The sequence below is a fragment of the Bradyrhizobium sp. AS23.2 genome (assembly GCF_001908185.1).
Lineage (GTDB): Bacteria > Pseudomonadota > Alphaproteobacteria > Rhizobiales > Xanthobacteraceae > Bradyrhizobium.
This window is the reverse complement of sequence record NZ_LGHM01000097.1, coordinates 1-12,034: the sequence shown is the minus strand read 5'-3', so window position 1 is coordinate 12,034 and position 12,034 is coordinate 1. Positions and strand designations below refer to the sequence as shown.

General features: G+C 62.3%; 13 protein-coding genes. 7 read left to right on the top strand and 6 right to left on the bottom strand.

Translation table 11 applies throughout. The features are described 5' to 3' along the window. Window positions 1–72: 72 nt before the first annotated feature. A complete protein-coding gene (locus tag AC630_RS20905; RefSeq protein ID WP_074120360.1) occupies window positions 73–1,128 on the top strand; it encodes a 2-oxoacid:ferredoxin oxidoreductase subunit beta in 1,056 nt (351 codons plus the stop codon). A 225-nt stretch (window positions 1,129–1,353) separates the two neighbouring features. Here the strand turns inward: AC630_RS20905 and AC630_RS20900 are convergent, their stop codons facing one another. From AC630_RS20900 to AC630_RS20890, 3 genes are all read right to left on the bottom strand, one after another. Next, window positions 1,354–1,797 carry a DUF4399 domain-containing protein gene (locus AC630_RS20900; protein WP_074120359.1) on the bottom strand — a complete coding sequence of 148 codons (444 nt, stop codon included), beginning with the start codon at window positions 1,795–1,797 and terminating at the stop codon, window positions 1,354–1,356. A 31-nt stretch (window positions 1,798–1,828) separates the two neighbouring features. Continuing rightward, window positions 1,829–3,367, bottom strand: a complete 1,539-nt coding sequence (locus tag AC630_RS20895; protein WP_074120358.1) for an SUMF1/EgtB/PvdO family nonheme iron enzyme — start codon at window positions 3,365–3,367, stop codon at window positions 1,829–1,831. Between the two features lie 268 nt (window positions 3,368–3,635). After that, complete coding sequence (locus tag AC630_RS20890; protein WP_245330471.1) at window positions 3,636–4,214, bottom strand: STM3941 family protein; 579 nt, start codon at window positions 4,212–4,214, stop codon at window positions 3,636–3,638. Between the two features lie 215 nt (window positions 4,215–4,429). Between AC630_RS20890 and AC630_RS20885 the strand changes: the two genes are divergently transcribed. From AC630_RS20885 to AC630_RS20860, 6 genes are all read left to right on the top strand, one after another. Beyond that, a complete protein-coding gene (locus tag AC630_RS20885) occupies window positions 4,430–5,050 on the top strand; it encodes a hypothetical protein (protein WP_074120357.1) in 621 nt (206 codons plus the stop codon). A gap of 41 nt (window positions 5,051–5,091) precedes the next feature. After that, window positions 5,092–5,541 (top strand): DsrE family protein, encoded by a 450-nt coding sequence (locus tag AC630_RS20880; protein WP_074120356.1) that lies wholly within the window; start codon window positions 5,092–5,094, stop codon window positions 5,539–5,541. 217 nt (window positions 5,542–5,758) lie between these two features. Then, window positions 5,759–6,082, top strand: coding sequence for an ArsR/SmtB family transcription factor (locus AC630_RS20875; RefSeq protein WP_074120355.1), 324 nt, complete (start codon window positions 5,759–5,761; stop codon window positions 6,080–6,082). Further along, entirely contained in the window at window positions 6,079–6,510 is a 432-nt protein-coding gene (locus AC630_RS20870) for an SRPBCC family protein (RefSeq protein ID WP_074120354.1), read from the top strand. Before AC630_RS20875 ends, AC630_RS20870 begins: the two co-directional genes overlap by 4 nt. Before the next feature lie 45 nt (window positions 6,511–6,555). Then, a complete protein-coding gene (locus AC630_RS20865; RefSeq protein ID WP_074120353.1) occupies window positions 6,556–6,762 on the top strand; it encodes a hypothetical protein in 207 nt (68 codons plus the stop codon). 13 nt (window positions 6,763–6,775) lie between these two features. Then, window positions 6,776–7,222, top strand: a complete 447-nt coding sequence (locus AC630_RS20860) for a DUF1801 domain-containing protein (protein ID WP_074120398.1) — start codon at window positions 6,776–6,778, stop codon at window positions 7,220–7,222. 9 nt (window positions 7,223–7,231) lie between these two features. On the opposite strand, the gene AC630_RS20855 is transcribed toward AC630_RS20860, so the two are convergent. From AC630_RS20855 to AC630_RS20845, 3 genes are read right to left on the bottom strand one after another with little or no spacing between them, the layout of a single operon-like run. Continuing rightward, on the bottom strand, window positions 7,232–8,767 hold the full coding sequence (locus AC630_RS20855; protein WP_074120352.1) for a SpoVR family protein: 1,536 nt from the start codon (window positions 8,765–8,767) through the stop codon (window positions 7,232–7,234). Continuing rightward, on the bottom strand, window positions 8,764–10,041 hold the full coding sequence (locus AC630_RS20850) for a YeaH/YhbH family protein (RefSeq protein WP_208867036.1): 1,278 nt from the start codon (window positions 10,039–10,041) through the stop codon (window positions 8,764–8,766). The genes AC630_RS20855 and AC630_RS20850 overlap by 4 nt, the downstream gene beginning before the upstream one ends. 19 nt (window positions 10,042–10,060) lie before the next feature. Continuing rightward, window positions 10,061–12,004, bottom strand: coding sequence for a PrkA family serine protein kinase (locus tag AC630_RS20845; protein WP_074120350.1), 1,944 nt, complete (start codon window positions 12,002–12,004; stop codon window positions 10,061–10,063). Window positions 12,005–12,034: the final 30 nt, after the last annotated feature.

Sequence of the window (12,034 nt, the reverse complement as noted above, 5' to 3'; positions counted from 1 at the left end):
CTTTTTCCTGGCCAAGACGTGGATGGCCGGGACAAGCCCGGCCATGACGGGCTTGGGATCGCAGGTGCTCTGATGACCTATATTGCAAAGCCGAAATTCCATCATCCCGGGCTGAAGAAGAACGAGCTCGGCTACACCCACCGCGACTACGAGGGCAAGATCTCGACGCTGTGCGCCGGCTGCGGCCACGACTCGATCACGGCCTCCATCATCGAAGCCTGCTACGAGCTCTCGATCGAGCCACACCGGGTGGCAAAAATCTCCGGCATCGGCTGCTCGTCGAAGACGCCGGACTATTTCCTCGGCAACTCGCACGGCTTCAACTCCGTGCACGGCCGCATGCCCAGCGTGCTGACCGGAGCCAACCTCGCCAACCGCGACCTGATCTATCTCGGCGTCTCCGGCGACGGCGACTCCGCTTCGATCGGCTTCGGCCAGTTCGCACATTCGATCCGGCGCGGCGTCAACATGACCTATATCGTCGAGAACAACGGCGTCTACGGCCTGACCAAGGGCCAGTTCTCGGCGACAGCCGACCGCGGCTCGAAGTCCAAGAAGGGTGTCACCAACACCGACAACGCCATCGACCTCGTCGCGATCGCGTTGCAACTCGGCGCGACCTTCGTCGCGCGCAGCTTCTCCGGCGACAAGACCCAGCTCGTGCCGCTGATCGCGGCTGCGATCCGCCACAAGGGCGCATCCTTCATCGACGTCATCAGCCCCTGCATCGCCTTCAACAACCACGCCGGCTCGACCAAGAGCTTCGACTACGTCCGCGAGCACAATGATGCCGTGAACCGGCTCGACGTGCTGGTCGGCCGCGATCCCATCGCCGTCGATTACGCGCCGGGCACGGTGCAGCTCGTCGAACAGCATGACGGCAGCAACATCGCGCTGCGCAAGATCGACGCCGACTACGATCCGCATGACCGCCTTGGCGCCCAGACCTTCCTCCAGAAGCACGCGGCGAAAGGACAGATCGTCACCGGCCTGCTCTATGTCGATCCCGACGCGGAAGATCTGCACGAGCATCTCAACACGGTCGAGACGCCGCTCAACACGCTGGAAGCGGACACGCTGTGCCCGGGCTCTGCGGTGCTGGACAAGATCAACGCCAGCCTGCGGTGATCTCGCGTCATTGCGAGCGCAGCGAAGCAATCCAGTCCCGCCGCGGAAACAGTCTGGATTGCTTCGTCGCAAGGGCTCCTCGCAATGACGGTGGAGAGAGTCGCGCGAGGCGCCGCCACCTTCCTCGTCATTGCGGAGCGCAGCGAAGCAATCCAGAGTCCCTCCGCGGAAAGATTCTGGATTGCTTCGCTGCGCTCGCAATGACGCCGGCGGTGATCAGGCCGGCTACCGCGATGAAGCGGGCTGCCTGACGCGTACGGTGATCTTCTCCGACACGATGGGCGGCTCAAACGGATAGTGCTTCGCATCGCCCAGCACCAGTTGCAGCGTGTGCGTCCCGGGCGGAAGTTCGAGGAAGGTTTCGGTCTGCCCCGCCCCGAAATGCAGATGCGACTTGTCCTGAGCGATCGGCTCCTTGGGATCGATCGGATCGTTGACGTCTACCAGCAGGTGATGATGACCGGCGTTCTGGTAGTCGTCGCCGGCATGGGTGACTCCCATGTTGCGCAAGCCGAACCGGACCCAGAAACCACTGCGAACCTTCTGCCCGTCATGCGGCGTGATGAAATAGAGCTTTGCGTCCTTGGGAGCGGTCTTGCCCTGCGCAAGGGCGATGCCCGGAAGCAATGCGAGCGCCGCCGACAGCGCGATGCAGCGAAGGATTTTCATCAAACCTACTCCCGCACTTCAAGGACTGCGCTTAAGGACTGAGCGCGACGCGGAATCCATGCGTCGGATAACGAACATTGGTATCGTAGCCATCGCGGTTGGATGGCCTCACATATCTCGAATCGTTCTTCCAGGAGCCCGAGCGCAGGACGTGCGACGTGCAGTCACCGCCGGTCCATGCTGAACCGTCACCGGCTGCGCCCTGATAGGTCCTGCGCCAGCAATCCTCGACCCACTGATCGACACCGCCGCCCATGTCGTGGAGGCCGAACGGATTCGGCTTGAAGCTGCCGACCTTCGCCGGCTGCTCGGCCGCGAGGTCTCCGCAATCCTTGCATCCGGCCATACCCGGCTGGAGCTTGTCGCCCCACCAATACCTGGTCTGCGTTCCACCGCGCGCGGCATATTCCCATTCGGCTTCGCTCGGAAGCCGATAGGGTTTCTTCGTCGCTTGCGCGAGATAGACCACATATTGTTGCGCGTCGGTCCAGCTCACATTGCTGATCGGCGCATCGTCCTTGCCGGTGGCCGTGAAGCCGCACGCCTTTGCAGCGGCGCATTCGTTCCATTCCTGCACCGTCACCGGATATTTGCCGATCGAGAACGGCTTGACCGTGACCTGGTGGACGGGACGTTCGGTCGGGTCGTCATTGCTGCCCATTGCAAAGCTGCCGCCGCGAATGGCGATCATCTCGGGTTCGCGGAGCGGCGTCGCCGCTTGTCTTGGTGCTTGAGTTGGAGCCGGAACGGGCGATGGGGACGACAACGCCGGCGAGGGAGACGGCTGCGGCGCTTGCTTCGCGGCTTCGCGCTGCGGAGGTTGCGGGCTTGGTGATGCGACCGGAGGAGCGGTCGGCACGGCGGCCTGCTTGCCCACCTTGCCCGGCGGCGCCAGCAGATACCACAGCACGTTGCTGGCCATCACGAGCAGCATGATGCCCAGGAGAAAGATCAGGGTATTTTCGCGACGGCCTCGCGTCCTCCCGACCGCATCTGAGTCCGGCAGCACGCGATAGACGCGTACCGGATCGGTGATATTCTTGACCTTGCGGTCCCCGAGTGACTCGTAGCCACATACGATCTTGTGCTTGATCTGCTCGTAGATCGCGCCGGAGATGTAGACCTGCCCGGGTTCGGCGATGCCCTCGATGCGCGTGGCAATGTTGACGCCGTCGCCGTAGATGTCGTCCGGCTCCACGATGACGTCGCCGAGATTGACGCCGATCCGGTATTCGATCCGGGAGTCCTTCGGAAGCGAAGCGTTGCGGCCAATCAGATTCTGCTGGATGACGATGCTGCATCTGACAGCCTCGACGGGACTGTCGAAGATCGCAATGAAGCCATCGCCCGTCGTCTTCACCAGCGCTCCATGGTGCTCGACGATGCTGGGCTGGATGAGGTCCCGCTCGATCCGCTTGACGCGGACGTGCGTGCCTTCCTCGTCGGCCTGCATCAAGCGACTATAGGAAGCGATGTCACCGACAATGATCGCGGCGAGACGACGAGGCATTGAGCCGTGTGGAGGCGGCTCATCGTGATTTCCGGATCTGAAGTTGCGAATTTCGCCCATTAAGGGGACTCCACAAACTTGCAAAGGCGGATCAGCTTACGACTGCGAAATACTGCAGTCTGTGAAGACTATCACATTGATGAACCGCGACAATGTCATAGACATCGGCGTCGAGTTCCCGGGCAAAACCGCAGCAAGGATTGAACCTTCCTGATCCGACGGCGACTAAGGCTGGTGCGGGCTCACCTAGGAACGTGGACCTATGCCTGCCTCGTCCGCGCGCTACGATGCACAGCATCTTACCCGATGCCGGGAGCTCCGCGCCGTTCTAGCTGACGGGCTCAGGCTCAGGCACGGCGCGGCCATGATACGCTAATCGGCCGGCGGTCCAGTATTGCTTGCAGGTATCGAAAAGTGTTTCGGCTTCCATGGTCAGGCCGCCGGCATTGACGACCACGCCGTCCGCACCAAGCGCCTTGTTCATTAGCGACAATACGCGCTTGAGAAGCCCCCCGGCGAACCGCTGTGCGAGGAGGGGATCAAGTTTGAGCACCACGATCTTCTGATTGCGATGCTGCCAGATCAGTATATCCCGCACAGATTTCCAGGCGATGGTCTCGTCGGCGATCCTGGTGTCACGAATGCCGACACGGCTGATGAAGACGACCGGCTCCCTGGAGGAGATCAACGTCCAGAGTGTCTTGCAGGTGGCAAGGCCGAACAACGCAACGCCAATATAACAGGCGGCTATCTGGAACGTGGTGATGTTCTTGCCGAGGTGCCAGTTGAGCGCGAGCGCGCCACACACGAGTGTCAGCAGCAGGCCGGCCGCCAGCAGCTTCAGCAGCCGCACTCGGGAATAGCCAATTGCAACGTTGGGCAAGTTTTGACTGACGGACATTTCCATCACCACCGACCAATAGCAACAACCAGTGGTTTACCAAATGCCCTCCTTCAAAAGTGTTAAGATGGAACTCAAGGCAAGACCCCCGCAGGACTGCGAGGCAAGAGCAACTTGAACGCGCAGCACTTGAACGCGCGGCGCCCGGCCTGCGACTAACCGCCAGTTGGCTCCCACCGTCCCGATGGGGGCCGTCAACGGCTCACACGTCCGGTGCGATCATGAAGCTTGCCCTCGTCCTTCCGCTGGTCCTTGCCGCATCCGTCGGCGCCGCCCGGGCCGACGAGGCCGACGACACGCGCGAGCCAACCAAGGCCGAGGCCGAGACCTTCAACGCACGCATGTATGCCGGTATGCCCGGCGACAAGGCCTATGCCTGCTTCATCAGACACTATGATGCAGAGCATCTGGCGCGGCACCCGAAGCAGAAGGTCGCCTCGATGAAGCTGCTGATCTCGGCGGAGTACGACAAGGAGGACAAGGAGCTCCATAACTCCTTCCGCCTCGGCTTCAGGTACCGCCACCGCAGCGGCGATTTCGACTCCAGCGGCTCGTGCGGCCACGCCGTGTTCACCAAAAACGGCAACGAGGTGCGCCTCGGTTGCGGCGTCGACTGCGAGGGCGGCGGCATCGGCGTGGCGCTCTCCAAGGACGACAAGTCGGCGATCGTGCGGCTCGCGCGGGTCAGGGTCTGGCAGAACAACAAGCCGGATGACGATGCCGAGCAGTCGCTGGTGGCCGGCGCCGACGACGGGATTTTCCGGCTCGATCGCACCGACAACAGCGAATGCGCCTCGCTGGTGACCGACCGCAAGGAACTCGCCGCGCTGCGCCACAAGTGATATGTAGTCGGTGAAATCGGGCTCGATCGAGGGAGATCGCCATGAACCGCCGGAACATCCTGTGGAGCGCGGTATCAGCCCTGGGCGCAGCACTCGGCGCCTCGAGCGCGAAGGCCGCGACGGAAGCCGGAGCGGGCAACAAGCTCAGGGTCGTCTACCATCTCAGCGATGCCGAGAAGGTCAATTTCGTGCTCGGTAACATCCAGAACCACATCGACGGCGTCGGAGGGCCCGACCATGTCACCATCGCGCTGGTGATCCACGGGCCGGCGCTGAAGGCGTTTCAATCGGCGCAGGCCACCCCTGACGTCAGCAAACGCGTCGGCGATTTCTCCAAGGACGGCGTCGAGCTCGCCGCCTGCGGCAACACGATGAAGGCGCAGAATGTCACGCTCACGGATCTGCTGCCCGGCTTCGTCAGCGCGGAGAAGGGCGGCGTGGTTCGTCTGGCCGAACTTCAATCGCAGGGCTATCTCTATCTGCGGCCGTAGGTCGCGCGAGGCGCTGCCACGTTCTCCGTCATTGCGAGCGCAGCGAAGCAATCCAGTCGCTCCGCGGAGATAGACTGGATTGCTTCGTCGCGAGGGCTCCTCGCAATGACGGTGGAGAGAGTTGCGCGGGCGAGCGCTACATACTCCCATCGCCCTTGACTTACCCATAACCGTGTGGTTATGAGTTAATCCATAACTTATGGGTTATGAATTTCTCATGTCCGCCGCTCACGACCTCCTGTTCAGGACGCTTGCCGACCCCACCCGGCGGGCGATCTTCGAGCGGCTGTGTCGCGAGGGCGAGCAGACGGTCGGGGCACTGACGGCGCGATCAGGCGTTTCCCAGCCGGCGGTCTCAAAGCATCTCGGCGCGCTGAAGCAGGCCGGGCTGGTACGTGATCGCCACGAGGGACGCCAGACCCATTACAGCGCGCAGCCTGGTGCGCTCAATCCGCTGATCGACTGGACCAGCCAGATGGCCGGGTTTTGGCAGAACCGGCTCGATGCTCTCGACGATCTCCTGAAGAGGATGGACCAATGACCGAAGCTGCAGCCGAGACACGCTCCGTGGTCGTCGAGCGCGAGTTTTCCTTTCCGGCGGAGCGGATCTGGCGCGCGCTGACGCAGCCGCATCTGATCGAGGAATGGCTGATGAAGAACGACTTCATGCCTGTCGTCGGTCATCGCTTCAATCTTCGCGGCGAGTGGGGCGGCGTGCTGGACTGCGAGGTGCTCACCATCGAGCCGCAACGCAGCCTCGCCTACACATGGAATTTCTCGCATGAGGACGCGGCCTTCGATCTGAAAAGCGTGGTGACCTTCACGCTCACGCCGACGGGCGCCGGCACGCATTTGCGGGTCGAGCAGGCGGGCTTCAGCCCGACGCAGAAGCAGGCCTATGGCGGCGCACATGCCGGCTGGAAGCAGTTTTTTGCCAAGCTGGACGAGGTGCTGGCGCGGGCAGACTAACTTCCCCGCCGGCCGCTATTCCGATTATTCCCAGAGGAGATCCCAATGAGCTCGAACAAGTGGATCCGGCAGATTCATCGCTGGCTGTCGATCGCTTTCACGCTCGCCGTCATCGCGAACATCGTCGCCATGACCCAGCAGGTCCAGGCGACGTGGATCGGCTTCCTGGCGCTCGTGCCGCTGATTCCGTTGCTGATCACCGGCCTCTATCTGTTTGCGCTGCCCTATGTCAGCCGCCGCGGCAACGCGTGAACGAGGCGAGATCATGAAGAAAGCCGTGACGGCAAAACAGAGCAGCGCGAAGGAAGCGAATGGGCCTTCGCCCTCCAGGCTGATCGACGGCCGGATCAAGGAGCTCGGCGACTGGCGCGGCGAGACGCTCAAACGGCTCCGCGGCCTGATCAAGGAGGCCGACCCCGACGTCGTCGAGGAGTGGAAGTGGCGCGGCGTTCCCGTGTGGGAGCACGACGGCATCATCTGCACCGGCGAGACCTACAAGGCCGTTGTGAAGATGACGTTTGCGAAGGGCGCGGCACTGGATGACCCCACCGGCCTGTTCAATTCCAGCCTCGAAGGAAATGTGCGGCGCGCCATCGATTTCCACGAGGGTGCGAAGATCGACGAGAAAGCGTTTAAAGCGCTGATCCGCGCGGCGGTGGCCCTGAACACGTCCAAGGCCAAAAGCAAGCCTGCCAGGAAGCGCTCAACATAAACGGCGGCGTCAGGCCGCCGCCGGGATCGGGCGCGGGCTCACGACATATTCACGCAAGACCTTGTCGTTGGCATCGACCTCGATCAGCGAGACGTCATAGGTCCAGAGATCGGCCAGATGCTGGAGCACCCGCTTGGCGTCGGTCTCGTTGAGCTGCGAGCCCTTGATGACGTGGTGATGCAGGATCAGGCGGCGATCGCCCGAGAGATCGACGTCGACCACCTCGATATTGGCGTCGATGAAGCCGACATCGTGCTGCCGCGCCAGCTCGCGCCGGACGCGGCGGAAGCCGCGCTCGTCGTGGATGGCATCGACCCGGATGCCGGCGCGCTCCTCGGGATCGTCGTGCAGGTGGAACATGCGGAAGTGCCGCATCAGCTTCGGGCTCAGGAACTGGCCGATGAAGCTCTCGTCGCGGTAATTGGCCCAGACGTCACGCAGCACGCCCATGACGTCGTTCTTCCCGGCGATATCGGGAAACCATTCGCGATCCTCGTCTTCCGGCCTGGTGACGATGCGCTCGATGTCCTGCATCATGGCAAAACCGAGCGCATAGGGATTGAAGCCGGAGAAGCGCGGATCGTCGAATTCGGGCTGGAACACGACGTTGGTGTGCGACTGCAGAAATTCGAGGAAGTTGCCGTCGGTGATGCGGCCCTGCTCGTGCAGCTTGCTCAAGATGCGATAGTGGACGTAGGTCGCCGTCCCCTCGTTCATCACCTTGGTCTGGCTCTGCGGATAGAAATACTGCGCGATATGGCGGACGATGCGCAGCAGCTCGCGCTGCCAGGGCGCAAGCCGCGGTGCGCTCTTCTCCAGGAAGTAGAGCAGGTTTTCCTGCGGCAGGCCGAGCAGCTTGCGGCGGCGTTCGATGCTGAGAGCGGAGCGGCTCTTGGCCGCGCCCTTGGGCACGGTGCGCCAGAGATCGTTGAAGACTTCCTCCTCGTGCTGGCGGCGCCGCCCTGCCCGCTTCTCTTCGGCGCGCAAGTCCAGCTTCTTCTTGCCGGGATAGCGGTAGATGCCGTGCGACATCAGCGCGTGCGCGGCGTCCAGCGTGCGCTCGACCTCGACGCGGCCGTAGCGCTCCTCGCAGGTCGCAACGTAATTCTTGGCGAAATCGAGATAGTCCAGGATGCCGTCGGCGTCGGTCCACTGCTTGAACAAATAGTTGTTCTTGAAGAAGTGGTTGTGGCCGAAAGCGGCGTGCGCGATCACCAGGGTCTGCATCGTCGCCGTATTCTCCTCCATGAGGTAGGAGATGCAGGGCGAGGAGTTGATCACGATCTCATAGGCGAGTCCCATCAGGCCCTTACGATAGGACGCCTCGTGGAACGCGAAATGCTTGCCGAAGGACCAGTGCTTGTAGAACAGGGGCATGCCGACGGAGGAGTAGGCATCCAGCATCTGCTCGGCGGTGATGACCTCGATCTGGTTTGGATAGACGTCGAGCCCGAGATCGTTCTTGGCCAGTTCCTCGCAGGCATCGGTAATGCGCTGCAAGGTGTGGAAGTCCCAATCCGCGCCCTCGAACAATCTTTCCGTCATGGAGCGACCTTCTCCTGGGCTGTTTCGCGACGCTGGAACAGGTCGTGGAACACCGGGAAGATCTCGCTGCGCTCGCTGACCTTGCGCATCGAGAGCGGCGCGCCGCTGTTGCGCATGCGCTCGTAGAGAGTCCAGAGCGAGGAGTCGGAGAGATCGAAGGCGCTCCCGCCGGACTCCCCGACCTCGAGATAGGCGAAGAACTGGCAGACCGGCAGGATCTTGTCGGTCAGCAGCATGCCCGTGAGCTCGCCGTCGGAATAGGAGTTGTCGCCGTCGGACGCTTGCGCGGCGTAGATATTCCAGTCCGTCGGATTGAAGCGCTCGCGCACGATCTCGTACATCGCCTGGAGCGCGCTGGAGACCAGCGTGCCACCCGACGCCGGGCCGTAGAAGAAGGTCTGCTCGTCGACCTCCTCGGCGCGGTCGGTGTGGCGGATGAAGACGATCTCGACATGCTTGTAGCGGCGTTTCAGGAACACGTAGAGCAGCATGTAGAAGCGCTTGGCGAGATCCTTCATGTGCTCGGACATCGAGCCGGAAACGTCCATCAGGCAGAACATCACCGCCTGCGCCACCGGCCGCGGCACCGTCTCGAAGCGGCGGTAGCGGATGTCCAGCGGATCGATGAAGGGAATGCGCTTGGATTTGGCCTTGAGCATCTCGAGCTTTTCGACGAGCTCGGCACGCACGTCCTCGTCGGTGCAGGCGGCGATCTCGGCTTCCAGCTCCTCGATCTCGCTCTTGCGCGGACGGCGGAGCGCGATGCGGCGGGCGAGCGCGAGCTGCACCGTGCGGCTCACCGAGATGTTGGCCGGCGAGCCCGACGTGGTGTAGCCGGCGCGCTGGATACCCTCGCTCTCGGTCTGCGCGATCTTGCGCTTGGCGAGATCGGGCAGCTCGAGATCGTCGAGGAAGAGGTCGACGAACTCGTCGCGGCTCAGCACGAAGCGGAAGGCGTCCTCACTGTCGCCTTCGCCTGGACCGGAATTCTTGGCGCTGCCCTGGCCGGACCGCTGGAGATAGTCGCCCTCGATGAACTTCTTGTTGCCGGGCAGCACCATGTCGCGGGTTCCACCTTCCCGGCGGAAGCGCGGCTCGTGCATGCCGTCGAGCGGGATCGTGACCTCACCCCCCTCCAGGACGTCCTTGATGTCGCGGTCCTGCGAGGTCTTCTTGACGGCACCCTGCACCAGGGACTTGGCCCGACGCAAGAACCGCTGACGGTTCTCAAGGCTCTTGCCGCCTGGATTCAGGCGCCTGTCAATGATGTGAATGGCCACTTTCTCATCCGCCTCAACCGGCCTGCTTCACGCGCATGTACCATTCGACGAGCCGGCGAACCTGACGCTCGGTGTAGCCGCGCTCCACCATGCGTGCGACGAACTCGCCGTGCTTCTTCTCCGTCTCGCCGTCCTTCTTCGACCCGAAGGAGATGACCGGAAGCAGGTCCTCGACCTGAGAGAATATCCGCTTTTCGATCACGTCGCGAATCTTCTCATAGGAGGTCCAGTTCGGGTTCTTGCCGCTGTTCTGGGCCCTTGCCCGTAACGAGAACTTGACCACCTCATTCCGGAAGTCCTTCGGGTTGGCGATGCCGGCCGGCTTCTCGATCTTGGTCAGCTCCTGGTTCAACAATTCGCGATCGAGCAGCTGGCCGGTGTCGGGATCCTTGAAGTCCTGATCCTCGATCCACGCATCTGCATAGTCGACGTAGCGGTCGAAAAGGTTCTGACCGTAGTCGGTGTAGGATTCCAGATAGGCCTTCTGGATCTCGTTGCCGATGAATTCGGCGTAGCGCGGCGCGAGTTCCGCCTTGATGAACTCGAGATAGCGCTTCTCGGTTTCCTCAGGCAGCTGTTCGCGGCGGATCGCCTGTTCCAGCGCGTACATCAGGTGAACAGCGTCGGCAGCGACTTCCTGCGGATCGTGGTTGAAGGTCGCAGCCAGGATCTTGAAGGCGAAGCGCGTGGAGACGCCGTCCATGCCCTCGTCGACGCCGGCGGCATCGCGATACTCCTGGACGCTGCGCGCCTTCGGATCGGATTCCTTCAGGCTTTCACCGTCGTACACCCGCATCTTGCCGAACAGGGTGGAGTTCTCGTGCCTGCGCAGGCGCGACATCACCGAGAAACGAGCCATCGTCTCCAGCGTCGACGGCGCGCACGGCGCCGACGCCAGCTCGGAGCCCTGGATCAGCTTCTCGTAGATCTTCTGCTCCTCGGTGACCCGCAGCACGTACGGCACCTTGATCACGCAGATGCGGTCGATGAAGGCCTCGTTGTTCTTGTTGGACTTGAAGCTCGTCCACTCGGCCTCGTTCGAGTGCGCCAGGATGGTGCCGGTGAAGGGGATCGCACCGATATTCTCGGTGCCGATATAGTTGCCCTCCTGCGTCGCCGTGAGCAGCGGATGCAGCATCTTGATCGGCGCCTTGAACATCTCGACGAATTCGAGGATGCCCTGGTTGGCGCGGTTGAGGCCGCCCGAATAGCTGTAGGCGTCGGGATCGTTCTGCGCATAGGTCTCGAGCTTGCGGATATCGACCTTGCCGACCAGCGAGGAGATGTCCTGGTTGTTCTCGTCGCCGGGCTCGGTCTTGGAGACTGCGATCTGGCGCAGCCGCGACGGCTGAATCTTGGCGACGCGGAATTGTGAGATGTCGCCGCCAAAGGCTTCGAGCCGCTTGTAGCACCACGGGCTCATCAGACCGGTGAGACGCCGGCGCGGAATGCCGTACTTCTCTTCCAGCATCGGCCCAAGGTTATCTGGATCGAACAGGCTGAGCGGGCTCTCGAACACCGGGCTCAATTCGTCGCCGGCCTTGAGCACGTAGATCGGTTGCACTTCCATCAGCGACTTGAGCCGCTCGGCGAGCGAGGATTTGCCGCCACCGACCGGGCCGAGCAGATAGAGGATCTGCTTGCGCTCTTCGAGGCCCTGCGCCGCGTGGCGGAAGAAACCGACGATGCGCTCGATGGTTTCTTCCATGCCGTAGAAGCCGGCGAAGGCCGGATAGGTGCGGATCGTGCGGTTCAAAAAAATACGGCCAAGGCGTGGGTCCTTGGCCGTGTCAATCGTTTGAGGCTCACCGATCGCCGCTAGCAGTCGTTCGGCCGCATTTGCGTATTTCATGGGATCGCTTCGACACGATTCCAGATATTCCGCCATCGACATGTCGTGCTGGCTTCTCGCCTCGAACGACCGAGCGAAAGCGTTGAACAGAGAATCGTTGTACATGATCCCTCTCCGCGTGAGTTCCGCTACAAG